Annotated in this window: 26 protein-coding genes and 1 pseudogene; 15 read left to right on the top strand and 12 right to left on the bottom strand. The window is 72.4% G+C overall.

The features are described 5' to 3' along the window. The first annotated feature begins 94 nt into the window (after positions 1–94). Positions 95–1,501, top strand: coding sequence for a family 2B encapsulin nanocompartment shell protein (locus ACFWBD_RS25025; protein ID WP_385670768.1), 1,407 nt, complete (start codon positions 95–97; stop codon positions 1,499–1,501). Then, complete coding sequence (locus ACFWBD_RS25020; RefSeq protein WP_385670765.1) at positions 1,498–2,610, top strand: family 2 encapsulin nanocompartment cargo protein polyprenyl transferase; 1,113 nt, start codon at positions 1,498–1,500, stop codon at positions 2,608–2,610. The genes ACFWBD_RS25025 and ACFWBD_RS25020 overlap by 4 nt, the downstream gene beginning before the upstream one ends. Before the next feature lie 116 nt (positions 2,611–2,726). On the opposite strand, the gene ACFWBD_RS25015 is transcribed toward ACFWBD_RS25020, so the two are convergent. Then, entirely contained in the window at positions 2,727–3,332 is a 606-nt protein-coding gene (locus ACFWBD_RS25015; protein ID WP_385670762.1) for a TetR/AcrR family transcriptional regulator, read from the bottom strand. A gap of 122 nt (positions 3,333–3,454) precedes the next feature. On the opposite strand from ACFWBD_RS25015, the gene ACFWBD_RS25010 reads away from it, so the two are divergent. Further along, positions 3,455–4,039 (top strand): dihydrofolate reductase family protein, encoded by a 585-nt coding sequence (locus ACFWBD_RS25010; RefSeq protein ID WP_385670759.1) that lies wholly within the window; start codon positions 3,455–3,457, stop codon positions 4,037–4,039. Between the two features lie 318 nt (positions 4,040–4,357). Next, positions 4,358–4,936, top strand: coding sequence for a histidine phosphatase family protein (locus ACFWBD_RS25005; protein WP_385670756.1), 579 nt, complete (start codon positions 4,358–4,360; stop codon positions 4,934–4,936). A gap of 61 nt (positions 4,937–4,997) precedes the next feature. Here the strand turns inward: ACFWBD_RS25005 and ACFWBD_RS25000 are convergent, their stop codons facing one another. The 4 genes from ACFWBD_RS25000 to sodN form a co-directional block, all read right to left on the bottom strand. Next, the gene (locus ACFWBD_RS25000; RefSeq protein WP_385670753.1) at positions 4,998–5,798 is read right to left on the bottom strand and encodes a VOC family protein; all 801 of its coding nucleotides are present in this window, start codon (positions 5,796–5,798) and stop codon (positions 4,998–5,000) included. Continuing rightward, a complete protein-coding gene (locus ACFWBD_RS24995; RefSeq protein ID WP_054242786.1) occupies positions 5,795–6,208 on the bottom strand; it encodes a VOC family protein in 414 nt (137 codons plus the stop codon). Before ACFWBD_RS24995 ends, ACFWBD_RS25000 begins: the two co-directional genes overlap by 4 nt. A 10-nt stretch (positions 6,209–6,218) precedes the next feature. Continuing rightward, positions 6,219–6,620, bottom strand: coding sequence for a helix-turn-helix transcriptional regulator (locus ACFWBD_RS24990; protein WP_385670750.1), 402 nt, complete (start codon positions 6,618–6,620; stop codon positions 6,219–6,221). 158 nt (positions 6,621–6,778) lie between these two features. Continuing rightward, positions 6,779–7,174, bottom strand: a complete 396-nt coding sequence (gene sodN, locus ACFWBD_RS24985) for a superoxide dismutase, Ni (RefSeq protein ID WP_020130742.1) — start codon at positions 7,172–7,174, stop codon at positions 6,779–6,781. A gap of 145 nt (positions 7,175–7,319) precedes the next feature. Between sodN and sodX the strand changes: the two genes are divergently transcribed. After that, the gene (gene sodX, locus ACFWBD_RS24980) at positions 7,320–7,754 is read left to right on the top strand and encodes a nickel-type superoxide dismutase maturation protease (RefSeq protein WP_385670798.1); all 435 of its coding nucleotides are present in this window, start codon (positions 7,320–7,322) and stop codon (positions 7,752–7,754) included. On the opposite strand, the gene ACFWBD_RS24975 is transcribed toward sodX, so the two are convergent. Continuing rightward, complete coding sequence (locus ACFWBD_RS24975) at positions 7,658–8,287, bottom strand: CGNR zinc finger domain-containing protein (RefSeq protein WP_385670747.1); 630 nt, start codon at positions 8,285–8,287, stop codon at positions 7,658–7,660. The two genes, sodX and ACFWBD_RS24975, sit on opposite strands and share 97 nt — an antisense overlap. 145 nt (positions 8,288–8,432) lie before the next feature. Between ACFWBD_RS24975 and ACFWBD_RS24970 the strand changes: the two are divergent. Further along, positions 8,433–9,277 (top strand): annotated as a pseudogene (locus ACFWBD_RS24970) (class I SAM-dependent methyltransferase). Between the two features lie 117 nt (positions 9,278–9,394). On the opposite strand, the gene ACFWBD_RS24965 reads toward ACFWBD_RS24970, so the two are convergent. The 3 genes from ACFWBD_RS24965 to ACFWBD_RS24955 are packed head-to-tail and all read right to left on the bottom strand — an operon-like array spanning position 9,395 to position 12,126. Beyond that, complete coding sequence (locus tag ACFWBD_RS24965) at positions 9,395–10,156, bottom strand: amino acid ABC transporter ATP-binding protein (protein WP_385670744.1); 762 nt, start codon at positions 10,154–10,156, stop codon at positions 9,395–9,397. After that, the gene (locus tag ACFWBD_RS24960) at positions 10,153–11,124 is read right to left on the bottom strand and encodes an amino acid ABC transporter permease (RefSeq protein ID WP_385670741.1); all 972 of its coding nucleotides are present in this window, start codon (positions 11,122–11,124) and stop codon (positions 10,153–10,155) included. Before ACFWBD_RS24960 ends, ACFWBD_RS24965 begins: the two co-directional genes overlap by 4 nt. Before the next feature lie 39 nt (positions 11,125–11,163). After that, positions 11,164–12,126 (bottom strand): ABC transporter substrate-binding protein, encoded by a 963-nt coding sequence (locus ACFWBD_RS24955; RefSeq protein WP_385670738.1) that lies wholly within the window; start codon positions 12,124–12,126, stop codon positions 11,164–11,166. A gap of 611 nt (positions 12,127–12,737) precedes the next feature. On the opposite strand from ACFWBD_RS24955, the gene ACFWBD_RS24950 reads away from it, so the two are divergent. From ACFWBD_RS24950 to ACFWBD_RS24935, 4 genes are all read left to right on the top strand, one after another. Next, positions 12,738–13,967, top strand: a complete 1,230-nt coding sequence (locus tag ACFWBD_RS24950) for an NADP-dependent malic enzyme (protein WP_385670735.1) — start codon at positions 12,738–12,740, stop codon at positions 13,965–13,967. A 405-nt stretch (positions 13,968–14,372) separates the two neighbouring features. Beyond that, positions 14,373–15,338 carry a zinc-binding dehydrogenase gene (locus ACFWBD_RS24945; protein ID WP_385670732.1) on the top strand — a complete coding sequence of 322 codons (966 nt, stop codon included), beginning with the start codon at positions 14,373–14,375 and terminating at the stop codon, positions 15,336–15,338. Between the two features lie 167 nt (positions 15,339–15,505). Next, the gene (locus tag ACFWBD_RS24940; protein ID WP_016437953.1) at positions 15,506–15,715 is read left to right on the top strand and encodes a helix-turn-helix domain-containing protein; all 210 of its coding nucleotides are present in this window, start codon (positions 15,506–15,508) and stop codon (positions 15,713–15,715) included. Beyond that, positions 15,715–16,314, top strand: coding sequence for a Clp protease N-terminal domain-containing protein (locus tag ACFWBD_RS24935; protein WP_385670729.1), 600 nt, complete (start codon positions 15,715–15,717; stop codon positions 16,312–16,314). The genes ACFWBD_RS24940 and ACFWBD_RS24935 overlap by 1 nt, the downstream gene beginning before the upstream one ends. A gap of 94 nt (positions 16,315–16,408) precedes the next feature. On the opposite strand, the gene ACFWBD_RS24930 is transcribed toward ACFWBD_RS24935, so the two are convergent. The 3 genes from ACFWBD_RS24930 to ACFWBD_RS24920 all read right to left on the bottom strand — a co-directional run bounded on the left by ACFWBD_RS24930 (position 16,409) and on the right by ACFWBD_RS24920 (position 18,982). After that, complete coding sequence (locus ACFWBD_RS24930; RefSeq protein WP_385670726.1) at positions 16,409–17,533, bottom strand: helix-turn-helix transcriptional regulator; 1,125 nt, start codon at positions 17,531–17,533, stop codon at positions 16,409–16,411. Between the two features lies 1 nt (position 17,534). Further along, positions 17,535–18,635, bottom strand: a complete 1,101-nt coding sequence (locus tag ACFWBD_RS24925; RefSeq protein WP_385670723.1) for a DUF4097 domain-containing protein — start codon at positions 18,633–18,635, stop codon at positions 17,535–17,537. A 167-nt stretch (positions 18,636–18,802) separates the two neighbouring features. Next, positions 18,803–18,982 (bottom strand): DUF6104 family protein, encoded by a 180-nt coding sequence (locus ACFWBD_RS24920; protein ID WP_003992906.1) that lies wholly within the window; start codon positions 18,980–18,982, stop codon positions 18,803–18,805. 234 nt (positions 18,983–19,216) lie between these two features. Here ACFWBD_RS24920 and ACFWBD_RS24915 point away from each other — a divergent pair, with 234 nt between their 5' ends. From ACFWBD_RS24915 to ACFWBD_RS24895, 5 genes are all read left to right on the top strand, one after another. Then, positions 19,217–19,723 carry a CU044_2847 family protein gene (locus ACFWBD_RS24915; protein ID WP_385670715.1) on the top strand — a complete coding sequence of 169 codons (507 nt, stop codon included), beginning with the start codon at positions 19,217–19,219 and terminating at the stop codon, positions 19,721–19,723. Further along, complete coding sequence (locus ACFWBD_RS24910; protein ID WP_385670712.1) at positions 19,720–21,990, top strand: trypsin-like peptidase domain-containing protein; 2,271 nt, start codon at positions 19,720–19,722, stop codon at positions 21,988–21,990. The genes ACFWBD_RS24915 and ACFWBD_RS24910 overlap by 4 nt, the downstream gene beginning before the upstream one ends. A gap of 120 nt (positions 21,991–22,110) precedes the next feature. Continuing rightward, entirely contained in the window at positions 22,111–23,133 is a 1,023-nt protein-coding gene (locus ACFWBD_RS24905) for a MoxR family ATPase (protein ID WP_351760943.1), read from the top strand. Positions 23,134–23,140: 7 nt separating this feature from the next. Then, positions 23,141–26,584 carry an SAV_2336 N-terminal domain-related protein gene (locus ACFWBD_RS24900; RefSeq protein ID WP_385670708.1) on the top strand — a complete coding sequence of 1,148 codons (3,444 nt, stop codon included), beginning with the start codon at positions 23,141–23,143 and terminating at the stop codon, positions 26,582–26,584. Between the two features lie 25 nt (positions 26,585–26,609). Then, positions 26,610–26,813 (top strand): FXSXX-COOH protein, encoded by a 204-nt coding sequence (locus tag ACFWBD_RS24895; protein ID WP_385670704.1) that lies wholly within the window; start codon positions 26,610–26,612, stop codon positions 26,811–26,813. The last annotated feature ends 14 nt before the right edge of the window (positions 26,814–26,827 follow it).

Here is a 26,827-nt window from a genome sequence, read left to right as displayed (position 1 = left end):
AGCACGGGCACAGACCGTGATGAAAGGCTTGCCGCGTGAACGAAGTGCACCGGCGCAGTTCGGCGCCCGTGCATGAATCGGGAGGGCGTTTCTCATGTCGGTAGGCGAAGAGGTCCGCGCGGATTCGGGCAAGCCGCAGCAGAGTCTCGGCACCGCGGCCGCGCGGAACCTGGCCACCACGACCAAGTCCGCACCGCAGATGCAGGAGATCAGCTCCCGCTGGCTGCTGCGGAATCTGCCCTGGGTGGATGTGCAGGGCGGTACGTACCGGGTCAACAGGCGTCTGACGTACGCGGTGGGCGACGGCCGCATCACGTTCGTGAAGACCGGAGACCGCGTCGAGGTCATCCCGGCCGAGCTGGGCGAACTGCCCGCGCTGCGCTCCTACGAGGACGAGGAGGTGCTCGGGGAACTCGCCCAGCGCTGTCGGCAGCGGGAGTTCGGCCCGGGGGAGGTCATCGCCTCCTTCGGCAGCCAGAGCGACGAGGTCCACCTGCTGGCACACGGCCGCGTCGAGAAGGTCGGCACCGGTCCCTACGGCGACGACCAGGTGCTCGGCGTCCTCGCGGACGGCGCGTACTTCGGTGAACAGGCGCTGCTCGACGCGGACGCCATCTGGGAGTACACGGCCCGCGCGGACACGGCCTGCACGGTGCTGACCCTGTCCAGGCAGGACGTCGAGCAGGTCGCGGAGCGTGCCGAGTCGCTGAGCGAGCACCTCCAGGAGCTGCGCGCGATCCCCGAGCAGCGCACCAACAAGTACGGCGAGAAGGAGGTCGACCTCGCCGCCGGTCACGCCGGTGAGCCGGACATCCCGCACACGTTCGTGGACTACGACGCCCGGCCGCGCGAGTACGAACTGAGCATCGCCCAGACGGTCCTGCGCATCCACTCGCGCGTGGCCGACCTCTACAACCAGCCGATGAACCAGACCGAGCAGCAGTTGCGGCTGACGGTCGAGGCGCTCAAGGAACGCCAGGAGCACGAGCTCGTCAACAACCGCGAGTTCGGGCTGCTGCACAACTGCGAGTACGACCAGCGGCTCCAGCCGCACGACGGCGTGCCCGGCCCGGACGACCTGGACGAACTGCTCAGCAGGCGGCGCGGCACCAAGATGCTGCTCGCCCACCCGCGCGCGATCTCCGCGATCGGCCGTGAGCTCAACAAGCGCGGGCTGGTCCCCGAGACGATCGACGTCGGCGGCAACCGGATCCCGACCTGGCGCGGGGTGCCGATCTACCCGTGCAACAAGATCCCGGTCACCGAGGCCCGCACCAGCTCCATCATCGCGCTGCGTCTGGGCCAGGAGGACCAGGGCGTCATCGGACTGCGCCAGTCCGGCATCCCGGACGAGATCGAGCCGAGCCTGTCCGTGCGGTTCATGGGCATCAACGAACAGGCCATCATCAAGTACCTGGTCACGGCCTACTACTCGGCCGCGGTCCTCGTGCCGGACGCGCTGGGCGTCCTGGAGAACGTCGAGATCGGCCGCTGGCGGTGACCTCCGCCACCAGGCGGCACCGGGGTGAGGCGCGCGAAAGGCGGAGGCCCATCGGCAGTCAGGGCGACAGCGGTCCGGGGCCGGCCGACGGGCACGACGCGGCGGTGATCCTGGAGCGCTCCCGGGCGTCGGTCGACCCCGAACTGCGCGCGGCCATCGACTCGCTGCCCGGCTCCATGCGCCGGGTCGCGCTCTACCACTTCGGCTGGCAGCACGCGGACGGCACCCCGACGGCGGGCAACGCGGGCAAGGCGATCCGCCCGGCCCTCGTGCTCGCCGCGGCCACCGCACTCGGTGGCCCGGCGGCCCGCGCGGCGGCGCTGCGGGCGGCCGCGGCGGTCGAACTAATCCACAACTTCACGCTGTTGCACGACGACGTGATGGACCGGGACACCACCCGCCGGCACCGCCCCACCGCCTGGACCGTGTTCGGCGACGCCGACGCGATCCTCGCCGGGGACGCCCTGCAGGCCCTCGCCCTCGGGCTGCTGGCCGCGGATCCGCATCCCGCGGCCTCGGCGGCCGTCGGCCGGGTCGCGGCCTGTGTGGTCGAGCTCTGCGCCGGCCAGCAGGCGGACACGGCCATGGAGAAACGCGGCCCCGCCGAGATCACCCTCGACGAGGTGCTCGTCATGGCCGAGGCCAAGACGGGAGCGCTGCTCGGCTGCGCCTGCGCCGTGGGTGCGCTGTACGCGGGGGCGGCCGAGGAGGACGTGGACGCGCTGGACGCGTTCGGCCGGGAGGCCGGGCTCGCCTTCCAGCTCATCGACGACGTCATCGGCCTGTGGGGAGACCCGCGGCACACCGGCAAGCCGGCCGGCGCGGATCTCGCCGCCCGCAAGAAGTCCCTGCCGGTGGTCGCCGCGCTGACCTCCGGCACCCCGGCGGCCGGCGAACTGGCTGAGCTGTACGCGGCGCCCTACGACCCGGCCGACCTGGACCGCACGACGCTGGCCGTCGAACGGGCCGGCGGCCGCGAGTGGGCGCAGGAGCAGGCGGCCGACCGGATGGCCCGGGCGATGCACGAACTGGCCCGGGCGATCCCGGACCCGGAGTCGGCGGGCGGTCTGCTGTCCCTGGCGGAGTTCGTGACCCGGCGCAGCACGTGAGGACCTGACCGGTCCGAGTACGAGAGGCGACGCAGGGAGCCGGAGCCGGACGTTTCCAGGGAAGGCCGACGGGTCCCGCACATCCCCATGGTGTGCGGGACCCGTCGCCGTGCGGCCTACGCGGGTCCCTCGCCGTCGTCCGGGACCACCGTCGCCACGATCCGCTCGACCAGCGCCTCCGGCACCCCCACCCCCGGCAGGACGCCGTCCAGGACGCCCGGCAGGGTCAGGTGCTCCAGGATCAGCCCGAGCATCGCGAGGTACAGCACGACGACGGTCTCGTCGCCGCCGGGCAGGCCGGCCTCACGGTGGAAGTCCATGCCGTGGACGAGGTCGCCGCGCACCGATGTGGTGAAGGAGGCGCGGAGCTCGGGGCGCCGGGTGGCCTCGAGGCGCATCTCCAGCAGGGCGAGGTAGCCGCTCCGGTCACGGGTCGCGCGGGCCATCAGGTCGTGCATGAACGCCGTGACCAGGGAGCGGTCGCGTGGCCGCGCCAGCAGCGCGCCGAGCACCTCGGGGTCGGGCGCCAGCCGGACGTGCAGCCGGGCGTCGATCTGCCGCAGCAGGTCGTCGCGCCCGGTGAAGTAGTTGGAGGCGGTGCCCACCGGCACCGCCGCCGCCGAGTCCACCGCGCGGAACGTGAGCCCTCGCGCGCCCTCACGCGCGAGCACCTCCACCCCGGCGTCCACCAGGGCCGCCCGGCGCTCCGGATTTCCGGCCATGCGGAACCTTCTCTCTCACTTGGCTCCGTTTCCCGGAACACGGGAAACCCGCTTGCAACCACTACAGGTGAAGTACTACAACTGAAGTGGTTCGGAAGTCAGCCTACGGAAAGAGCACCCACTTGCGAAAGCTCACGTACTTCATCGCCTGCTCCGTCGACGGCTTCATCGGAGACGTGAACGGCGACGCCGCGGCGATGTTCCCCTACGTCGACGAGGAGTTCCTCGGCTTCCTGAAGGCGGACTACCCGGAGACCATGCCGACCCACGGCCGCCGTGCGCTCGGCCTCGACGACCTGGAGAACAAGAGGTTCGACACGATCATCCAGGGCCGGGCCAGCTACGACCTGGCGCTCAAGGAGGGCGTCCCCAGCCCGTACGCGCACCTGCGTCAGTACGTCGCCTCTCGCACCCTCGGCGCGTCGCCCTCCCCGGACGTCGAGATCATCGCGGACGGCCTGCTCGACAAGGTCCGCGAGCTGAAGGCGGAGGACGGCGGCCTCGACATCTACCTCTGCGGCGGCTCCCGTGTCGCGGGCGAGCTGTTCGACGAGATCGACGAGCTCGTGATCAAGACCTACCCGGTCGTCTACGGCACCGGCATGCCGATGTTCGGCGCCGGCTTCGACGCCGCCCGCTTCACCTTCGGCGGGGTGCGCTCCTTCGGCAACGGCGCGGTCGTACGGACGTACGACAGGGAACGCTGACGTACGGCGGGGAGCGCTCGCGTCCGGGCCGCCCTACTCTGTAGGGCATGGACCGGGAACAACGCGTCTGCCCCGCCTGTGGGCAGCCTGTGCAGTCCGTCGTCCGGCGACACAAGACGCTGGGCGCGTGGGTTCCGCGCTGGGTGCCGGGCCCGTGTCACAACCCGCGGTGCGAGGCCTACGTGGAACCGGGCGGCCGGCACCAGGCCGCCGAGACCGGACGCAAGGCAGCCGAGACCGAGCACGACGCTGCCGAGACCGAAGAGGAACCCGGGGCCCCGACCGCCCCGACCCCCTGACCTCACCGAGCGGAGACCGATGACCAGCCGAGTGACCTTGATCTCACCGGCGATCACTTCGGCTCTGCGCGAGGCGCGATTCGACGACGGCAGCAGCGAGTTGGACGACGCCGGGGTGCGCCGGGCCCGGTCGGTCGCGGCGCTGCTGCCCGGCGCGGACCGCTCGGCGGCCTCGCCCTCCGCACGGTGCAGGCAGACCGCCGAGGCACTGGGCCTGCCCGCGCCCCGGATGCCCGCGCCCGCCGCTCTCGACGTGGGCCGCTGGCGCGGCCGGACCCTCACCGAGGTGACGGCCGAAGAGCCGGACGCGGTGGCGTCCTGGCTGGCGGATCCGGCACATGCCCCGCACGGCGGCGAGACGGTGCGGGCGCTGTGCGACCGGGCCGGGGCATGGCTGGAGGACATCGCCCGCGTTCCGGGGCGGGTGACCGCCGTGGTGGAACCCGACGTCGTGCGAGCCGTGCTGGTCCGTGCGCTGGGCCTGCCGGAACCGGCCTTCTGGCGCCTCGACGTACGCCCGCTGACCGCCGTGGACCTGAGCGGCCGGGCGGGGCGGTGGAACCTGCGGGTGGGCGCGCCACTGGGAGAGGGACCGTAGGAGGATCGCCGGTCGCCGGTCGCCGGTCGCCGGTCGCCGGTCAGTGGTCAGTGGTCAGTGGTCAGTGGTCGTTCGGTGGTCGGTGGTCGGTGGTCGGTCCGGTGGCCCGGGAACCGGCTCGTGGCAGCCCGCCCGTCTCCGCGTCGCGCCCGGTCAGGCAGTACAGGGCGCCGGTCGGGTCGCGCATCACCGTCCAGTGGGGCTGGCGGGCGACGAGGACCGCGCCGAGCTCCTCGTGGCGGGCGCGTACGGCGTCGACGTCCGGGCCGCAGGCCAGGTCGAGATGGGCGTGGACGGCGCCTTCCGCGTCGAGCCGCTGGAGCAGGATACGGACCGGCAGTCCCGGCGGCGGCTCGACCACGTGGAACTCGGGCCGGGAACCCGGCCGGGCCGACCAGTCGGGCAACAGGGCGCTCCAGAAGGCGACTTCGGTCTCGTACACCGACGGCGGGACGTCCACGCACACCTGGTCGAGACGGCTGCCGGCCACCACGGGCGGCCGCACGGACTCCCCGTGCCACGGCACCGCGCAGAACAACTGCCCGGCCGGGGAGCGCAGTACGGCCCAGCCGTCGTGCGCCGCGGCCGTCTCCGCGCCCCGTTCCAGCGCCGCCGCGACGAAAGCGGGCACGTCCTGGACGGCGAGGTCGAGATGCGCGCCGCCGTCGCCGTCCGCGACCGCCTGGACCTTCACACAGGCGTCGGCGCCGCCCTTCGGTAGCAGGGTGACGAACTCGCCTCCCTCGCCCCTGGGTTCGGACAGGGACGTGTCCGTGACGGTGGTCCAGAACTCGCACGCCCGCGCGAAGCCGCCGGCGGGCCGGTCGACGAAGGCGTAGGCCCAGCGGACCGGTCGGCTCATCCGGTCCGCTCCATGAACCGCAGCATGTTGCCCGCCGGGTCCCGGAACGCGCAGTCGCGCACCCCGTAGGGCTGGTCCGTCGGCTCCTGGAGCACCTCGACGCCCGCCTCCCGCACCCGCGCGTGCAGCGCGTCGCAGTCGGCGGTGGTGAAGATGACCCCGCGCAGCACCCCCTTGGCGAGCAGCCGGGCCATCGCCTCCCGGTCGGCGGGGGAGAAGTCCGGGTTCGCGCCCGGCGGCTCCAGCACGAGGTTCACGTCCGGCTGGAGCGGTGACCCGACGGTCACCCACCGCATCCCCTCGAAGGAGACGTCGTTGCGGACTTCGAGACCGAGCACCTCGACGTAGAAGTGCAGGGCCTTGTCGTGGTCGTCGACGGCGACGAAACACTGGTGGAGTTTGAGGTCCATGGCGTCCAGCCTAGGCGGGCCTGCCGCGCCGCGGGCGGGTGTACGTCCGGGCCACACAGGAGGGGATCACCGCGCCGGCCTCGTGCGACCGCGCCCGGTACGCGCTCGGGGTCTCGCCGACCAGTTCGGTGAAGCGGGAGCTGAACGAGCCGAGCGAGGTGCAGCCGACCGCCATGCAGACCTCCGTCACGGTCAGGTCGCCGCGGCGCAGGAGGGTCTTGGCGCGCTCGACCCGCCGGGTCATGAGGTAGCTGTAGGGCGTCTCGCCGTAGGCCTCGCGGAAGCTGCGCTGGAAGTGGCCCGGGGACATCAGCGCGGTGCGCGCGAGCCCGGCGACGTCGAGCGGCTCCGCGTACTCACGGTCCATCCGGTCGCGTGCCTGCCGCAGCCGTCTCAGGTCCTCGAGGGTCACGGGACCAGCATCGCACGCAGGGAGACGCCCGGGAGGGGGCGGAAAAGGAGACCGCACCCGGACCGCGGGGGACGCCGTGCTCGGCGCCCCGTGGACCGGGTGCGGACAGGTGGGCGTGGCGACCGGCGCAAGGGCAGGTCGGACGGCCCGGGCGAAGATCAGGCCTTCTTGGTCTCCCAGAAGATCTTGTCGATCTCGGCGATGAGCTCCAAGGCCTTCTCGCCGGTCTTCGGGTCCGTCGAGGCCTTGGCGGCCGACAGGGCCTTCAGGGTGTCGTTGACCAGCTGGTGCAGCTGGGGGTACTTCTCGAAGTGCGGGGGCTTGAAGTAGTCGCTCCACAGCACGGAGACGTGGTGCTTCGCGAGCTCGGCACGCTGCTCCTTGATGACGGTGGCGCGCGCCTGGAAGTGCGGGTCGTCGTTGGCGGCCATCTTTTCCTGGACGGCCTTCACCGACTCCGCCTCGATGCGGGCCTGGGCCGGGTCGTACACACCGCAGGGCAGGTCGCAGTGTGCGCTGACCTTGACCTTGGGGGCAAACAGGCGGGAAAGCATGGAGCGTTCCTTCCTCGTGATCGTCTTCTCAGGTGGGACATTACTCCCTGGGACACGGCTTTTCGCGAGTGCCCCCATGGGCGTAGGACAAAAGTCCGGGGTCAGACTGGGACTGGTGGAGGAACGGACCGGGGAGGTGCCGGCCATGCCGGAGCTGTCGCAGGAGACCGAGCGCGCGCGGGCCGCCGCGCTCTTCGGACTGGCCGAGGTGACCGGCCCGTCCATGGTGCCCACGCTGTACCAGGGGGACCGGCTGGTGGTGCAGTACGGCGCCCGGGTCCGGGCCGGTGACGTGATCGTGCTGCGGCATCCGTTCCAGCAGGACCTGCTCGTCGTCAAGCGGGCCGCGGAGCGCCGTCAGGGCGGGTGGTGGGTCCGCGGGGACAACACCTACGCCGGCGGCGACAGCACCGACTACGGGACCGTCCCCGACGAGCTGATCCTGGGCAGGGTGCGGTTGCGCTACCGCCCGCTGAAGCCCGGTCAGCGCTCGCCGCTGGCGGTGGTGCGCTGGGCGCTGTCGGCCGCCAGGCCGGTGCCGGCCGTGCGGTCCGCCTCCAGGCGCTTGCGGGCGCGGTAGGCGGCCACGTTGGCGCGGGTCGCGCAGCGGTCGGAGCAGTAGCGCCGGGAGCGGTTGGTCGAGGTGTCGAGGTAGGCGTTGCGGCATGGGCTTGCCTCGCACAGGCCCAGGCGGTCGACGCCGTACTCGGTGAGATGGAACGCCAGGCCCATGGCGGCGATGGCCGCGTAGCCCGCCGTCGCGTTCGACGGGTGGTCGGCCAGGTGCATGTGCCACAGCGGGCGGCCGTCGTCGTCGCGGAAGTCGTGGCCGGAGATCTGCGGGCTCACCGGGAACTCCAGGAGGAGCGAGTTCAGCAGGTCCACCGCGAGGGTCTCGTCGCCGCCGTCGGCCGCCTCGAAGACCGCGCGCAGGCGGGCCCGGACCGAGCGGAACCGGGTGACGTCCGCGTCGGTGGCCCGGCGGCCCGCCGACCGGTTGCCGCCGAAGAGGGCGCGGACGGCCTCGACCGAGGTCAGCGCGTCCTTGCCCCGGGCCGGTTCCTCGCTGTTGACGAGGCGCACGGCGTAATCCGAGTAATAGGCCAGTTCCACTTGTAGTCCTTACGAGGGCGCTCTAGGGTCGAGATGCGGGCGGGGTAACGGCCGTTCGTGCTTCCAGGGTATTACGCGACGAACGCGGCGGAGGGTTGCGATGACGGACGCGCAGACGACCACGAACGGTGCCACGACCAGCGCCATGACCGGTCCCACGAACGGTGTCACGACCGGCGCCGACACGACCGGCGTCGACACGACCGGCGCCGACCGGGCCGACTGGGCTGCCTGGCAGCGGAGCTGGGACCGCCAGCAGGAGTGGTACATGCCCGACCGCGAGGAACGCTTCCAGATCATGCTCGGTGGGGGTCCCCCCATGCCCTTCAGGCTATGGGGGAGGTCGAGGGGCTCGTCGGGCCCGCCCCGCGCGTCCTCGACCTCGCCTGCGGCACCGGCACCATCACCGCCCGGCTGCTCGCCCGCCTCCCCGGCGCGACCAGCACCGGCGTCGACCTCGACCCGGCGCTCCTCGCCATCGCCGAGGGCACCTTCGAGGGCGACGACCGCGTCACCTTCGTGACGGCGGTCCTCAAGGACCCGGACTGGCCGGCCCGCCTGCCGTACGACGCGTACGACGCCGTCCTGACCGCCACGGCCCTGCACTGGCTGCACAGCGAGCCCCTCGCCGCCCTCTACGGTCAGGTCGCGGAACTCGTCCGCGACGGCGGTGCCTTCATGAACGCGGACCACATGATCGACGACACGACGCCCCGGATCAACGCGGCGGAGCGCGCGCAGCGCCACGCCCGCATGGATCAGGCCAGGGCCGAAGGGGTGCTCGACTGGGCCGAGTGGTGGCAGCTCGCCGCCGAGGACCCCGTCCTCGCCGGGCCGACCGCCCGCCGCTTCGAGATCTACGGCGAGCACGCGGACGGCGACATGCCCTCCGCCTCCTGGCACGCTCGCGTGCTGCTCGAACAGGGCTTCAGCGAGGCTCGGCCCGTGTGGGCGTCACCCTCCGACACCCTGTTGCTGGCGTTGAAGTGACCGTGCCCGCGGACCGGCCGGAACCAGCCAGCCGGCGCTGATACGTCCCGAACGGCGGAAAGGGGCGGTACGGGAATCCCGTACCGCCCCTTTCTCGTTCCCTCGTTCGCCGTGCCGCTACAGCACCTTGGACAGGAACGCCTGCGTCCGCTCGTGCTGCGGGTTGGTCAGGACGTCGCGCGGGTTGCCGGACTCCACGACCACCCCGCCGTCCATGAAGACCAGGCTGTCGCCGACCTCGCGGGCGAAGCCCATCTCGTGGGTGACGACGACCATCGTCATGCCTGACTCGGCCAGGTCGCGCATGACGTCGAGGACGTCACCGACCAGCTCCGGGTCGAGCGCCGAGGTCGGCTCGTCGAACAGCATCAGCTTCGGGTCCATCGCCAGGGCCCGGGCGATGGCGACGCGCTGCTGCTGGCCGCCGGAGAGCTGCGAGGGGTAGCTGCCGGCCTTGTCGGCGAGGCCGACGCGGTCCAGAAGCTCCTTCGCGCGCTCCTTCGCCTTGGCCTTGCTGATGCCCTTGACCTGGACCGGAGCCTCGACGACGTTGTCGGCCGCCGTCATGTGCGGGAACAGGTTGAACCGCTGGAACACCATGCCGATGTCCCGTCGCTTCAGCGCGACCTCGCTGTCCTTGAGCTCGTACAGCTTGTCGCCCTTCTGGCGGTAGCCGACCAGCTCGCCGTCGACGTACAGCCGCCCGGCGTTGATCTTCTCAAGGTGGTTGATGCACCGCAGGAAGGTCGACTTGCCGGAGCCGGAGGGGCCGATGAGGCAGAACACCTCGCCGTTCTTGACCTCCAGGTCGATGCCCTTGAGGACCTCGACCGCGCCGAAGGACTTGTGAACGCCCTCGGCCTTCACCATCGCGGTCATGACGCACTCCTTTCGCGGCCGATCGAGAGCAGGTTCGCCCGGATCTTCTGGAAGACCGTGGGCGGGAGGCTGCGGCTCGAACCGCGGGCGTAGTACCGCTCCAGGTAGTACTGGAAGACGCTGAAGATGCTGGTCATGACCAGGTACCAGATGGAGGCGACGAACAGCAGCTCCATCACGGCGAACGACGAGGAGCCGATCACCGAGGTCGAGCGCAGCAGTTCGTTGTACGTCACCACGTACACCAGCGACGAGGTCTTCAGCATGTTGATGAACTCGTTGCCGGTCGGCGGCACGATCACCCGCATCGCCTGCGGGATGACGATCCGGCGCAGCGTCTTGCCGTGGCTCATGCCGAGCGCGTGCGAGGCCTCGGTCTGTCCCTCGTCCACGGCCAGCAGGCCGGCCCGGCAGATCTCCGCCATGTACGCGGCCTCGTTCAGACCGAGTCCGAGCAGGGCGCACATGAACGGCGTCATGACGTCCGTCATCTCGTCCTTGTAGATCGGACCGAGGTTCAGGACGGGGAAGATCAGCGCCAGGTTGAACCACATCAGCAACTGCACGTACACCGGGGTGCCGCGGAAGAACCAGATGTACAGCCAGGCGACCGTGCTGGTCACCGGGTTCTTCGACAGCCGCATCACGGCCAGCAGCACACCCAGGACCACGCCCAGGACCATGGACAGGACGCTGATCAGCAGGGTGCGCCCGGCGCCCGCGATGACGGTCGAGTTGAACAGCTGGTCGCCGACCGTGTCCCACTGGATGTCGCCGTTCGCGAAGGCGTTGACCACCAGCGCCAGGAGCACGATGACGATCACGGCGCTGACCCAGCGGCCGTAGTGGCGTACCGGGATGGCCTTGATGGCCTCCGGCGGGCCGGAGAACCCGGAGTCCTCGGCCACCGGCGGGGTGTCCTCGGGTGGTGCGCCGCCCGAGGCGGACTTGTCGAGCTTGTCAGTCATGGGGACTGCCCTTCGAAGACTTCAAGAGGTGCGGGTGGATCACTTGCCGCCGTTGATCGCGGAGGCCTTGATCGCGCCGCTCTCGGCGCCCCACTTCTCCAGCACCTTCTGGTAGGAGCCGTCCTTGATGATCGCGTCGACGGCCTCCTTCAGGGCGTCACGCAGCTGGGTGTTCTTCTTGTTGACGACGATGCCGAACGGAGCGGCCTCGTACTGCTTGTCGAGGACCTCGAAGGTGTTGCCGTTGCCCGCCTTGCGCGCCATGTCCACGGCCACCGGGTAGTCGTTGACGCCGGCCACGGCGCCGCCGGACTTCACGCGGGTCTGGGCCTCGGTGTCGTTCTCGAAGGACTCGATCTTGAGGGCCTTCTTGCCGCCCTCCGTACACGTCTTGGACTGCGCCTTGAGGGCCTCTTCGTAGGTGGTGCCCCGCTGCACCGCGACCGTCTGACCACAGAGGTCGTCGATGGTCTTGATGCCCTTGGGGTTGCCCTTCTGGACGTAGATGGCCGTGCCGGCGGTGAAGTAGTCGACGAAGTCGACGCCCGTGCCGAGCTTCTTGCCGCTGTCGTCCAGGCCCTCCTGGCGCTGCTTGTTGTCCGTGATCGACGACATGGCGACGTCGTAGCGGCCGGTGTTGACCGCCGTGATCAGGGTGTCGAAGCCACCCGAGGTGAACTGGAAGTCGACGCCGAGCTGCTTGCCGAGCGCGGCGGCGACGTCGGGGTCGACGCCCACGATCTTGCCGCCCTCGACGGACTCCATCGGGGCGTACTCGGCGTTGGTGCCGACCTTGATGACACCCGCCTTCTGGATGTCGGCCGGGAGCTTCGAGAAGAGGGGAGCCTTGTCGGAGCCGCTCGACGACTCGGAGGAGCTGCCGCCGCCCTCGGTCTGGTCGCCGCAGGCGGTGAGCAGCAAGGCGCCCGCGACCGCGAGGGAGCCGACCGCTGCCAGGCGGGTTCGCGCGGCGGTCGTGCGTCGGGTGGAGCTTGCGGTCATGGTGGATTCCTCCGGCGGGTGGATGGAGATGCCGATGGGTCGACAAATGCCGATGAGTCGACGACAACACACACCTTCGGGTGTCGCGACCTCGTGTGATTACGGCATCTTGCCATTCGGACTACGCCATTCAGGGGGCCAGTCATGTCAAAATCGGATAACGGGCGACCCCCGAACCGCATCAGTCCGGTACATCACGACCGGGCGGAGCCGGACCATCTGCGGGAATCTCCCGTTCCGGCCGAAAGATCTTCGGTTGATCTCATGATGCGCTCGCTCGGCGGGCGCCCTGTTCTTCGACTTGAGTCCGTGTCAAGGGTTCTCGGGAGCTTGGCGAGACTTCGCGCATGAGTCATGTCACTCAAGGTGACCGCTGTCCAAGGTCCACAGAGTGAGCCATGTGACCTTGCACGGAATGGACTCGTCGGCTGTGGTCTCCGTCCGGTAAGAAGGATTTTTACACCCCTCATCCGGGGCTCAGGGCGCGTGTGCGGCGCGCCCGACGCGCAGGCGCCCGTTACGCATCACCTCTGGGGCCCGCGCGATGCCCGCCCACTTCTCAATCAGGAGTGGCCACCCTCAAACCATGCAGACCTAAGGGGTAAGACACAGTGGCAGCGGAGATCGTCAATCCTCGCAGCGAGAGCGCCGACCGAACGGGCCAGGAGGGCAGTGCGGAGCCCCTCGACTCGTTCGACCCGGTGTTCGCGCTGCACCGCGGCGGAAAGATGGCCGTGCAGGCCACCGTCCCGGTTCGCGACAAGGACGACCTGTCCCTCGCCTACACTCCCGGCGTCGCGCGCGTGTGCACCGCGATCGCGGAGCGTCCGGAGCTGGTGAACGACTACACGTGGAAGTCGTCCGTCGTCGCCGTCGTCACCGACGGCACGGCCGTGCTCGGGCTCGGTGACATCGGCCCGGAGGCCTCCCTCCCGGTCATGGAAGGCAAGGCGATTCTGTTCAAGCAGTTCGGCGGTGTGGACGCGGTTCCGCTCGCGCTCGCCTGCACGGACGTGGACGAGATCATCGAGACCGTGGTGCGCCTCGCGCCCTCGTTCGGCGGTGTGAACCTGGAGGACATCTCGGCGCCGCGCTGCTTCGAGATCGAGCGCCGGCTCCAGGACGCGCTCGACATCCCGGTCTTCCACGACGACCAGCACGGCACGGCGATCGTGACGCTGGCGGCGCTGCGCAACGCCGCGCGGCTGAGCGGCCGGGGCATCGGCGAGCTGCGCGTGGTCATCTCGGGCGCCGGCGCGGCCGGTGTCGCCATCGCCAAGATGCTGGTGGAGGCCGGCATCGGGGACGTCGCGGTCACCGACCGCAAGGGCATCGTCTCGGCGGACCGCGAGGACCTCACCGACGTCAAGCGTGAGGTGGCCGGGTTCACCAACAAGGCCGGGCTGAGCGGCTCGCTGGAGCAGGCGCTGGCCGGCGCCGACGTCTTCATCGGCGTCTCCGGCGGTACGGTCCCGGAGGAGGCGGTGGCCTCGATGGCGAAGGGCGCGTTCGTCTTCGCGATGGCCAACCCCACCCCCGAGGTGCACCCGGACGTCGCCCACAAGTACGCGGCCGTCGTCGCGACCGGGCGGTCGGACTTCCCCAACCAGATCAACAACGTGCTGGCGTTCCCGGGGATCTTCGCGGGCGCGCTTCAGGTGCGGGCGTCCCGGATCACCGAGGGCATGAAGATCGCGGCGGCCGAGGCGCTGGCGGGGGTCGTCGGTGACGATCTCGCGGCGGACTACGTGATTCCGTCGCCGTTCGACGAGCGGGTTGCTCCTGCGGTGACCGCGGCGGTCGCCGCGGCCGCTCGCGCCGAAGGGGTCGCTCGTCGCTGACGTGTTGGTGGGTGGCCCCGTCGGTTTCGGCGGGGCCACCCTTTTTTTGCCCACCCACCCGCCCGATCGGGTGATGACGAGGCGCCGTCCCCGGGGGCTGCCGCCCCCGTACCCCCGCATCGGCCCTGAACGGGCCTCGTCCTCAAACGCCGGACGGGCTGGATAGACCGGGCCACCGGTGCTCGATCGGTGCCGTGGGCGGCCTGGATGTACCGGGCCGGTGCTCGATCGGCGCCGAGGGCGGGCGCATGTACCCGGCCCATGTTCGACCGGCGCCGTGGGGCGGGTCGGTCTGATATGCCGGGCCGGTGTTCGACCGGTGCCGTGGGGCCGGAAGCGCAAGAGGGTATGTCTCACAGTGGCGTCCGGTTTCGCTTGCCGCCGGTGGACCCTATCGTCGGCTGCATGTTCGCCGTCTACGCCGCCCGAATCGACCGCGACCAGCCGCTTTCCGGCCTGGAGTTGGGGGAGCGCCCGGCCCCCGACGCCCGGCCGGGCTGGAGCACCGTCCATGTCAGGGCCGCCTCCCTCAACCATCACGATCTCTGGTCGCTCCGGGGCGTCGGACTCCCCGAGGGCCGGCTGCCGATGATCCTCGGCTGCGACGCCGCCGGGGTCGACGAGGACGGCAACGAGGTCGTCCTGCACTCCGTCATCGGGCAGACCGGGCACGGTGTCGGGCCCGACGAGCCTCGTTCCATCCTCACCGAGAGGTACCAGGGCACCTTCGCCGAGCAGGTTGCCGTGCCGACCTGGAACATCCTGCCCAAGCCCAAGGAGCTCTCCTTCGAGGAGGCCGCCTGTCTGCCCACGGCCTGGCTGACGGCGTACCGCATGCTCTTCACCAACGCGGGTGTACGGCCCGGTGACTCCGTCCTCGTCCAGGGTGCCGGCGGCGGTGTCGCCACGGCGGCCATCGTGCTGGGCCGGGCGGCCGGGCTGCGGGTCTTCGCCACCAGCAGGGACGAGGCCAGGCGGAAGCGGGCCCTGGAGCTCGGCGCCGTCGAGGCGGTGGAGCCGGGTGCCCGGCTGCCGCAGCGGGTGGACGCCGTCATCGAGACCGTCGGCGCGGCCACCTGGTCGCACTCGGTGAAGTCCCTGCGGCCCGGCGGCACGCTCGTCATCTCCGGCGCCACCAGCGGTGACCGGCCCTCGCACGCCGAGCTGACCCGGATCTTCTTCCTGGAGCTGAAGGTCGTCGGCTCCACGATGGGCACCAAGGACGAACTGGAGGACCTGCTCTCCTTCTGTGCCGCCACCGGCGTACGCCCCGTCATCGACGAGGTGCTGCCGCTCGACCGGGCCCGCGAGGGCTTCGAACGGCTCGCGTCCGGCGATCAGTTCGGCAAGATCGTGCTCACCGGCGGCTGAGTCCGCGGCCGCGGCCGCGCTTTCCGCTACGGCTGTCGGGTCAGTGCTACGGCTGTCAGGTTGGTGCCACGGCTGTCAGGCGGGTCCGGAGGTCCGGACCCGCCTTTCGCGTGCCGCTCACGTCAACTTTGGTTGACATGCCGGATGCGTCAACGTAGGTTGACGTCATGACCGAAGCAACGGATCTCGCCGAGCGCGCCGGAGACCGCGATCCACGGGTCGGGCTGCGCGCCGTCGCCGCACTGCGCCGGCTGCTGGAGCAACTGGAGGCGGTGCAGGTGCGCAGTGCGCGCAACCAGGGCTGGTCGTGGCAGGAGATCGCCGCGGAGCTCGGAGTCAGCAGGCAGGCCGTGCACAAGAAGTACGGGAGGCATTGATGTTCGAGCGGTTCACGAAGGACGCCCGTGCCGTGGTCGAGGGCGCGGTGGCACACGCCGAGCGGGAGGGGGCGACGCGGGTCGAGGAGACACATGTGCTGCTCTCCCTGCTCGACCGTGAGGGCAGTCGCGGTTCCTTCGCGCTGGCCTCGCTCGGTCTGCCGCCCGGTGGGCGGGCGGGGCCGGTGCGGGACCTGGACGAGACGCGCCGCCGCGGCGGACTCTCCCGGGCCGACGCGGACGCCCTGTCCGGGCTGGGCATCGACCTGTCGCAGATCGTGTCCCGGGTCGAGGAGACGCACGGCGAAGGAGCGCTTGCCGCCGCCGGCCGGGGTGGCCTCTTCGGCGGACGGTCCGGGCGGCGGCCGTTCAGCCGCGGGGCCAAGGACCTGCTCACCGGGACCCTGCGCGTCGCCGTCGCCCACGGCGAACGCCACATCGGCGACGAGCATCTGCTGATCGCCCTCACCGCTCGCCGTGGCGTCGCCTCGGAGATCCTCGCCGACCACGGTGTCACGCACGCGTCCCTCACCCGGGTGCTGTACGGCGACAGCCGAGGAGGCGAGCCCGGGACCGCGACCGAGGCCAAGGCCGGCTGAGCGGGCCTGACAGCCGCTCGCCGCTTGCCGGCTGCCAGCTGCCGCCTGCCGCCTGTCCGCCTGCCGCCTGTCCGCCTTGTGCCGGCCGGGAGCGTCAGGGCTTCGGCGCTCGCAGGATCACCCCGATGTGTGCCGCCGCCGTGGACAGGTGGCGGCGCGCTTCGCGGAGTTGGTCTCCGGTGACGCCGTGGTCGCGGGCCGCGTCGCGGATGTCGTCCCGGAAGCGGTCGAGCAGTCGGTCCAGATCGCGGGCGGGGTCGCCGCCGGTGTCCTCGTGGGCCCAGGCCGGTTCGTACTCGGCGGGGAAGTCCTCCGGGGTGCGGGAGTATTCGGCGGCGCGGGAGCCCTCCGCTGTGCGGGAGTCCTCGGGGTGCGGGGGTGCTGTCGGGCCCGCCGCCGTCGGGCCGCCCGTCGTCGCCGAGCCCGCCGAGCCCGTCGTGCCGGTGCGGCCGAAGCCGAAGTCCCTGCCGTACTCCCTGCCGAAGTCCCCGAACTCCTTGGCGAGTTCCGTCAGGCCCTCGCGGACGCCGGTCGGCCAGTCGCCCCGGGAGAAGTGGTCCTGGACCTGTTCCTGGACCCGGCGGGCGATGCGCTGCACCTCTTCCTGGGCCTGGGTGCTGGCCCGTTCCTGCGCCTCCTTGGCCTGGCGGCGGGCCCGCTGGGCCTCCTCGCGGGCGCGGCGGCTCTCGTCCTTGGCCCGGCGCGCCTGTTCCTTCCACTCCTGCTTGACGCGGCGCATCTCCTCCTTGGCGGCGCGCCACGACTCCTTGTCGCCGTACTCCCCGTCTTCCCTGTGCTCGCCCTGGTCGGTGGAGCCCGCCCCGGTGCCCTGGCGGGCCTCGGTGGCCGCCGCTCGCATCTCGCGCCGCAGATCGCCCGCCGCACCGCGTACGTCGGCCCGGATCTCGGCGGCCAGCTCGGCGACCGACTCGCGGATCTCCAGCTCCAGGTCGACCAGTTCGCCGCTGCGGTCCGCCAGTTCGGCCCGGCCCGCGTCGGTGATGGCGTAGACCTTGCGGCCACCCTCGGTGGTGTGGGTGACCAGGCCCTCGGCCTCCAGCTTGGCCAGCCGGGGGTAGACCGTGCCCGCCGACGGCGCGTAGAGCCCCTGGAAGCGTTCTTCGAGGAGGCGGATCACCTCGTAGCCGTGGCGCGGCGCTTCGTCCAGCAGCTTCAGCAGATAGAGACGGAGACGGCCGTGGGCGAAGACGGGAGGCATGTCAGAGCACCTTCTTGTCGGTCGTGCTGTCGGCCGGGTCGCCGGAGGAGCTCTCGCCGCCCGGGCCGGAAACGGCATTGTCCCCCGAGTCGGTGGGCCGGCCTGGACGCGCTTCACCCTCCGGAACGGCCGCCGGGGCCGGGGCCGGAGCCGGTTCCGCCGCCGCTGCTGCTGCCGCTGCCGCCGGTGTCTGCTTCGGTGCGTCGGTCGCCGTCTTGGTCTCCCGCGTCTTCCGCTCCTCGTGCGTCTTCCGCTCCTCGTGCCCCGCGTCGGCCGCCGGGGCGACCGGCCCGTCTTCCGCCGGGGGCCTCCGCAGCAGGGCGATCGAGCCGGTGACCGTCGTCGCCTTCAGGCTGCCGTTGCCCGCGCCCAGCCGGCCGGTGATGCGCTTGGCGCCCCACTGGCCGCTGACGCGGAGGTCCTCGAAGGCGTTGGAGACCGAGCCGCTCGCGGTGTTCGCCTCCACCCGCGCGTCCGCCGGATGGGGCAGCCGGATGGCGATCTCCCCCGAGACGCTGGTCAGGTCGATGGTCGTGGGCCGGCTCGTGGGATCGAGGTCGACGATCATCGACCCGCTCACGGAGTCGGCCTTCACGGAGGAGCCGGCCTCGACCACGGTCAGGTCGCCGGACACGGAGTTGAAGTGCAGGTCGCCGGTGAGGGCCTGGGCCTCCACACTGCCGGAGACGGTGTCCGCGCGCACCGGGCCCGCGAGCCCCACCAGCGTCGTGTCCCCGTTGACCCCCTTCACCTCGGCTCGGCCTTCGATGCCGGAGACCACCGCGGCGGCGCTGACCACGCCCACCTCAACGCGGGTGCCGGCCGGCACGGCCAGCGAGACCACGGCGCTGCGCCGCCAGCCCTTGCGGTCGAGCCACTTCAGGAAGCCCTTCCAGGGCAGATCCTCGTACGCCACCGTCAGATTCCCGTCGCGGTGACTGACCACCAGGGGCGGTCCCTCGATCCGCGAGACCTCCAGGCGGGCGGGGCCCTCGTCGGTGCCCACGACGTTCACGGTGCCGTCGACGATGCGCACGCGCAGTTCGCTCACGGGCTCGTCGAAAGAGAGCTTCCTCGGCTCGGCGACGGACCACTCGGACATGGTGCGGACCTCCTCCACGGCAGCGACACGACACGCCATATCGCGTCTCCCGTAAAACACGATATATCGCGGACAGTGAAAGTCAAGGCACCCGTTTCGGTGATCACCTCGTACACGCAAAAGGGGCGCCCCCAGGGCGCCCCTCCACGCGAACAGCCGTGAACCGCCTACTCGTCGTCCTCGTCGTCCAGCCGTGCCAGCCAGGTCGCCAGCCGCTCCACCGGCACCTCGAAGTCCGGATTCAGGTCGACGAACGTCCGCAGCTGCTCGGCGAGCCACTCGAAGGTGACCTCCTCCTCGCCGCGCCGCTTCTCGAGTTCCTCGATTCCGCGATCGGTGAAGTACATGGATCGTGCTCCGTGGGTCGGTCGCAGGGATAGGGATCCCCCCTCGGGGGAAGGACCCTTGTTCCCGCGAGGGGAGGAAGAGACCCGCTCTCCGGTGGGGAGGGGACAGGAAAAGGATAGGCGCAGGGGGGCGGCGTCCCGCGGGTCGCCAGGACCCTCGCGCGATCGGAACCCCGCGGCCGGCCCGCGCACCGAAGGGCGGGGCCGGGGGGCTGGGGACGACGGGGGAGTGCCATGAGTGGTGAGGACGTGACGCGGGTGGCGCGCATCGCGCTGCCGGACGGGACGCCCGTCTGGGCCCGGATCTCGGGGGCGGGAGAACTGGCCGCGCCGTCCGGGCGGCTGTCGTACAGCGACACCGGGTTCGCCGAGCGGGTGGAGGCGAGCGTGGAGAGCCTGCACGCGCTCGTCACGGGGGTAGCGCGGTCGCTGGCGGAGCCGCTGCGCGCGGTGCGGCCCGACGAGGTGAGCGTCGAGTTCGGCATCGAGCTGACCGCCAAGGCCGGGAAGGTCGTGGGCCTGCTCGCCGACGGAGAAGCCAAGGCCGGCATCACGGTCACCCTCACCTGGCACAGCGGGCCACCGGACCTCGACACACCGTCTTCCGCGCCCCCCGGCGCGGGCTCACGCGCGCGTGAGGGCTCATCGTCCGGCGAGGACGGGGTCCGGCGCGCGGGCGCGTCCCCCGGCGCGTCGATGCACGGGGGCGCCGACGGCACCGTGGGCGGGGGCGTGGAATGACGGGCGGGCACGCCCCGGGCGCATCGAACGCGTTCGATGCGGCCCGTCGTGCGCTGCGTGGACTCGTCGTGGCGGCGACCGTGCGCATTCATCGCCCGGTCGTCGGGTATGCCCTGGAGGAGCCCGACACGTTCCTCGGGAGCGGCTTCTTCGTCGCCCCGAACTGGGTTCTGACCTGCGCACATGTGGCTTGCGGCGGGGAGGGGGGCGAGGTCGCGGTGGTGTATGAGACGGCACCGGGGCGGGGCACGGCCACCGCTCCCGGCCGGGTGGTGGCGACCCTTCCCGACCGGGCCGACCGGGCGGACCGCGCCGGGCGGCCCCTGCCCGCGGGCAACTGGCCCGCCCCGGACCTCGCCCTCGTCCAGCTGACCGAGCCCGTCGACGACCACGAGTGCGTGTACGTCTCCGAGCGCCCGGCGGCCTACTACGGCGAGGGCCGGGTGCTGTACGCCGGCTGGACCGAGAACGAGGGCCGCCTACAGGTCCTGGACGGCACGCTCACCGTGCAGGGCACCATCGGCGGCTGGTCCTCGGACGTGCAGATGCGGCTCGGCGACAACGACCTGCCGTACGGCGTCTCGGGCGGCCCGGTGATCGATCCCGAGCGCGGCGAGGTGATCGGCGTGCTGAAGGCGCGCTCGGACCACCGGCCCGGCGGCACGTCCACCGGGATCGAGCAGCTGCGCACCCTGCGGGTCGCCGCGGAGGCGGTGCCGGCCGAGCACAGCGACCTCTACCAGGCGGTCTTCCACGCCCACGACCGCTACCACCGCGACCGGCAGCGTCACCCGGCCGCCCGGCGCCAGACCTGGACCGACGTACAGGGCAGGCTCGGCGCACGGCCGGGCCGCACGCTCAGCCCGGACGAGCGGATCCAGCTGCTGGGCCGGCTCGCCGAACTCCCGCCGCCCGAGAGCACCCGCGGCCTGCTGGACATCCTCGACTCCCTCCCCGACTTCCAGGCCCTCACCCCGCTGCCGGCGCCCCGCGGCTGGCGCGACGGCCTCGGAGCGCTGTACGAGAGCGCGAGTGACGACGGGGCACTGGAACTCGTCCTCGACTACGCGATGCGCGCGATGTCCGCGCCGCGCCCGTTCGTCGTGCCCAGCACCCCGGACGCCGAGAAGGCCCTGTGGGTCTGGGTGTGGCAGGCCGCGCAGCGGCTCGGCGCCCGCTACCGGTCCGGTCTCGCCGAGCAGCGGATCGACCGGCTGCGCCGACGGGACGAGGCGGAGCGCGACACCGCCGACACGGTCTCCGGCGGCATCCACCCGACGGACGGTCCCGGCGGGCGCGGACAGCACCGGCGTGGTGGGCCCCACGCACGCACGCGTGCCCGTTCCGTCGGCAGTGTGGCCAGGCCCTCCGCCCTGCTCGAACTGGTGCGGCGCGGCTGGGAGCCGGACCGCTGCGACTGGTCGGTCTCCGTGGCCGCGCCCGGCGGCGAGGTGGTCCGGCTGCACGAGGCCGAACGCACTCCGCTGGCCGACCTGCCCGCACACCTGGCCGGCCCGCTCGCGGAGGCCTTCCGGCGCTGCGACGAGCCCGGCAGGCCCGCGCTCCTCCAGGTCGCGCTGCCGCACGCGCTCCTCGGCCTGGAGGTCGACAACTGGCAACTCGCGCCCGGGCAGGAGCCGTTGGGTACGCTGCGGCCGGTCGTCGTGCGCTGCGCCGACCGCGACCTGTTGCCCGACGAGGCGTTCGGCGCGTTCGGCGGGCGAGAACCGGACGACGCGGCCGAAGCCGATGACGCCGAAGCCGATGACGCCGAAGACGCCGACGACCTGGATGATCCGGACGACCTGGACGCGGAGCGCCGGGCCCGGTGGCGATGGCTGCACGCGCACCGGGCCAAGGCCGAAGTCCTGGACTGCGAAGAGGGGTTGCGCAAACCCGTACCGACCGTGGAGCAGTTGCGCGCCCTGTCGCACGGCACCGTCCCGGTGCTCTGCCGCTACGGCGACCTTCGTTACGAGGACGACGCGGAGGCGCTCGCCCGGATCGTGCTCGGCGGCTACGGCGTGGCCCTGTGGCGCCGGCGGCGCGGCCGGGCCGACGCCGTCTGCGGGGAGTTCCACCGCGGCACGATCGACGGCATCGCCGAGCCACCGAGCGCGCAGCACCTGCCCGAGGCCGTGCACGATCTCCGGATGCGGCTGCGTGCGGGCCGCACGGAGTCGTTCTGGGCCGACGGCGTCGCCCTGCTGTACGACGATCCCCACCAGCCGCTGCCCGGAACAGGAGACCTGCTGGAGGCCCCTTGAGGCCCCCTTGAATCCACCCGCCCGCGGGGCTGGACGGCCCCTTACCAGGCACCTCCAGGATGGATAACGTGATGCACGTTCGGACGGCCGCGGCGGTGGACGAGTGACGAGGACCGGATCATGACCGAATCCAGTGAGTGGCTCATCTACCGAGGCGCCGGCGAACCGCACGAGGGGATCGAGCGGCTGCCCGATCCGCCGCCCTGGCGGGACTTCACCAGCCGAGACGCGGCCGGCTCCGGCGACGGGTCCCAGGACCGCAGGCTCGGCGCACACCGGCACCTGGCGGAACTGCACCGGCCGGGCGCCGAGGAGCTGGAGATGATCAACGCGGCGCTCTATCTGCGCCGCCCTCTGCTCGTCACGGGCAGCCCCGGCGCGGGCAAGAGCACGCTCGCCCACTCGGTGGCGTACGAACTCGGCCTCGGCAGCGTGCTGCGCTGGTCGATCGTCAGCCGTTCCGCGCTCCAGGACGGGCTGTACCACTACGACGCGATCGCCCGGCTCCAGGACGTGCAGATCGCCGCGCAGGGCGGGTTCGGGTCGGCGGCGGGCTCGCCGGGCGCGGTCGAGGGCATCGGCAGCTACATCCGGCTGGGACCGCTCGGCACCGCGCTGCTGCCCTCCGACACCCCGCGCGTGCTGCTCATCGACGAGCTGGACAAGAGCGACATCGACCTGCCCAACGACCTGCTGAACGTGCTGGAGGAGGGCGAGTTCGCGATCCCCGAGCTGGAGCGCATCGCCGACCGGCTGCCGGACGGGGAGGCGGAGGTGCTGACCGCCGACGGGGTGAAGGTCCGGGTGCGGGACGGCCGGGTGCGCTGCCGTGCCTTCCCGTTCGTCGTGCTCACCAGCAACGGGGAGCGCGACTTCCCGGCCCCGCTGATGCGCCGGTGCATCCACCTGGAGCTGGGGCGCCCCGATCACAACCGGCTCGCCACCTTCGTACGCGCGCATCTCGGTGACGAGGCGGCGCGCGCGGGGGACGATCTGATCACGCGGTTCCTGGAGCGGTCGCGCAGCGAACTCCTCGCGGCGGACCAGTTGCTGAACGCGATCTACCTCACCGACGCGGCCGCGCCGCCCAGTCGTGACCGCCTGGCCGACCTGCTCATCCAGCGACTCGACCGCCCGAGGTGAGGGCCTGATGCCCGACGCAGCGGCCCGCCACGGTCCGGTCCCGCCCGACGGCGGCCGCCCCGACACCCCGGGCGGCTCCCTCGCGCCCGTCGGCGCCTCGACGTCATCTCCGCGCGGCGGTGATCCGCTCGCCGAACTCGTCGCGCGGTTGCGTGACGTCGGGCTCGACCCCGATGTGCCGCAGCTGTGCGACGCGCTCTGGCTGGCGCGCTGGACCCGGCCGGCCCAGGCCCCCGGCCAGGAGGACCCGCCCGCCGGAACCGGCGGCCGGCCCGCGCCCCGGCCCGGCGGCGGACGCGGCCGGGACGGGGACGGACGGCCGCGGGGGGACCGCCCGGAACGGCCGGAGCCGCCGCCGCAGGAGGTGGGGGCCGACGGGCGGGTGAGCCTGTACCCGGTCCCGCAGGACGGAGCGGAGCGGACCCGCGGCGCGGGCCGTGCCGCCGCGCTGCCGGTGGGCGTACCCGCTGCCCCCGTGCTGCCCGCCCCGCTCGAACTCCAGCGCGCATTACGGCGGTTGCAGCGCTACCGGAGCCCCGCGCCGCCGCTGCGCATGCGACTCGACGAGACGGCGACGGCGGAGCGCAGCGCGCAGGCGGGCGGCCTGATCCTGCCCGTCCACCGGGCCGTCACCCGGGGCGACGCCCGGCTCCAGCTGGTCCTGGACGCCTCCTCCTCAATGCGTGTGTGGGACCGGCTGTTCGTCGAACTGCAGCAGGTTTTCGGCCAGTTGGGTGCCTTCTCCGACATCCAGGTCAGTCATCTGCACCAGGGTCCGGACGGTGAGCCGGCCGTCAGCCGCAGCCCCGACGCCTATGCGGCGCCGCTGCACTCCACGGACCGGCTGAGCGACCCCACCGGCCGCCGGATCGTCCTGTTCGTCAGCGACTGCGCGGGCCCCCTGTGGCACAGCGGCCACGCGCACCGGTTGCTGCACCACCTCTCCCGGCAGGGCCCGGTCGCCGTGCTCCAGCCGCTGCCGCAGCGCCTGTGGAGCCGCACCCGACTGCCCGTGCTGTTCTGCGAGTTGAGCCGCGGCGAGACGCTGGGCGGAGCGGCCGCGCTGCGCGTCCGCACTCCGGCGGGGGTCCCGGCGGAGGTGCGCCGGGGAGCGCTGCCGGTGCCGGTGCTGCCGCCCGAGCCGGTGGCCCTGGGCGCCTGGGCCAGGCTGCTGTCGGGGGCCGGCGCGGGCCCCGTCCCGGGGGCCGTGGGCTGGGTGCGCGCGGACCAGCCGGCCGCCCCGGCGGCGCGCGCCGACCGACGGCGCACGCCGTTCGAACGGGTCAGCAGGTTCAGCTCCAGCGCCTCCCCGGCCGCCGGACGGCTCGCCGTCTACCTGGCCGCCGCACCCCTGTGCCTGCCCGTGATGCAGCTCGTCCAGCGCACGATGCTGCCCGACTCCGGGCCGGCCGAACTCGCCGAGGTGCTGGTCGGCGGTCTGCTCACGCGCGCGTCGGAGGAGTACGCCGACGGGGGCGCCCAGTGGTACCGCATCGAACCCGACGTGCGGGACGCCCTGTTGTCCCGGCTGGGCCGCGACGAGGCCATGCTGGTGCTCAAGCACTGCTCGGAGTACATCGAGCAGCGCTTCGGCAAGGGCGGCCCCAACTTCCCGGCCCTCGCCCTGGCCCAGCTCGGCGACGGCGGCGCGGGCCGCCCGTACGCGCCCACCACCCAGCGCACGGACCACGGCGACAACGGTGACCACGACGACCACGGGGACAGCGGCGGCAACGGCGAGGAGACCCCCGTGCCCCAGCCCTTCGCCGAGGTCGCGGCCCGCGTGCTGCGGCGGTTCATGCCGCTGCCCGAGCAGTTCGAGAGCCCCGGAAGCCGGACCGGACCGGGACAGCCCGCGGACCGGCCGACGCACCAGGCGGTCCGCAGGGCCCGCGCGCTGATCGAGCGCTTCGACAGCGAGGGCATGATCCAGGACGCCATCGACGCGGTGCAGTTGCTGCGCGGCGCCACCGAGCGCGAGCGGGCCGCCGCGGACCCCGAACTGTGGGCCGAGTACGCGCACTGCACCCTGCGCCTGTGGGAGGTACAGGGCGGCGACGACCTCCTCCAGGAGGCCGAGGCGGCCGCGGAACGGGCCACCGCGCATCCGCGCCGCCTGCACGAACGGGCCGTACTGGCACGGGTGTTGCACGCGGGCGCGACCGACCGCAGGCGGCGCGGCGACCGCGCCGGCGCCCTGGACCTGCTGCGCCGCGCCGACCGCGAGTACGCCGTCGCCTGCGCCGCGCCCGGGCTCGACGAGAATGAGGCGCTGAAACTCACCCTGGAGCGGGTGCGCGCCCTGGAGGCACAGTGGCGGCTCGGCGGGGACAGCGCGCTGCTCCAGGGCGCCGTCGGCATGCTGGAGGCCTTCGCCGACGTCTGGCCCGACCGGCGCCGACGACCGCCCGAACTCCCCCTGGAGCACGGCCGGATCCTGCTGCGTCTCTCCGGCGCCACCGCCGACCCCGTCCAGTCCCGTCTCTACGCCGAGCAGGGCGCGCAGTCGCTGCGCAACGCCCTGGACGCCGGCGCGGAGCCGTACACCGCCGAGTCGGCGCGCGCGCGGGTGCGCATCCTGCTCGACCTGGTCGACGCGCTGCTCAGGGCGGGCGGCCCGCTGGACGACGCCCAGGCCCGGGTCGACGAGGCCCTCGCCCTGGTGCGCGAACAGGGCCGGCGCGCGTCCTTGCTGGCGCGGGCCGGCCGGATCGCCGTGGCCCGCTACGCCGAGTCGGGCCAACCGGCGGAGCTGGAGGCCGCCGCGGACCGCTTCGCGCAGGCCGCCCAGCGGATGTCCCGCGACGCGCCCGCGCACGCCGACGTCCTCGCCGAGTGGGGCGAGGCACTGCTGCGGCTGGCCGGGCTCCAGTCCGGGGCACGGGCGCAGGACGTGCTGTCCCGGGCGATCCGCGTGCTGCGGGACTGCCGGATGGAGACCCCGGCGGGCAGCCGTCAGGTCGCCCACCGGCTGCTGCTGCTCGGCCGCGCGCTGATGCTGCGCTACCGGGCCCGCGGCGACCGTGTCGACCTGCGCGAGGCCGAGCACCTCTTCGGCCTCGCCGCGGCGGACGCCGGGGATCCGCTGCTGGCCGCCCGCTGCCGGCTGGACCTCGGCCAGGTCCAGTTCGAGGCCTACCGCAGCCTGCGCCGCCCGGCCCGGCTCGACCTCGCCGTCGACGCCTTCCGGGACGCGGCGGAGGCGGCCCGGGAGGCGGAGGGGGTGGCCGAAACCGTTCGCCGGCGCCATGAGGCCGTCGAGTTGTGCGCGCAGGCGCATCACTGGCGGGGTATGTCCTATGAGGCGGCCGCCCGGCCGCGCGCCGCCCGCGAGGCCTACCGCCTGGCCCGCGCGGAGTGGTCGCGGCTGCCGGACGACCACCTGGGCACGGGTGAGCCGACGGCCGAGCAGACGGCGCGGCGGCTGGCCGCGCTGGAACGTGTGACATGAGCGGAGCGAGTCGGGAGGGGTGGGCATGGACGCACAGGACGGGTTCGCGGGGGTGACGGTGGCGCCGGAGGCGCCCGGTGTGGGGGAGCCGTTGCCGGATCTGCTGTCGCTGGGTCTCATGGAGCTGGGGACGATCGAGCATCCCGTGCTGCTGGAGCTGCTGGAAGAGCTGCGGGACCGCGCGGGACAGGCGAGCGAGCCGTTGTGGGGGTTCGCCTCGGCGCTCTGAGCCGACCGCCGTCG

The organism is Streptomyces sp. NPDC060002, from assembly GCF_042737245.1.
Taxonomy (GTDB): domain Bacteria; phylum Actinomycetota; class Actinomycetes; order Streptomycetales; family Streptomycetaceae; genus Streptomyces.
Note: the sequence above shows the minus strand (reverse complement) of the source record. Positions and strands in the feature narration are given on the sequence as shown.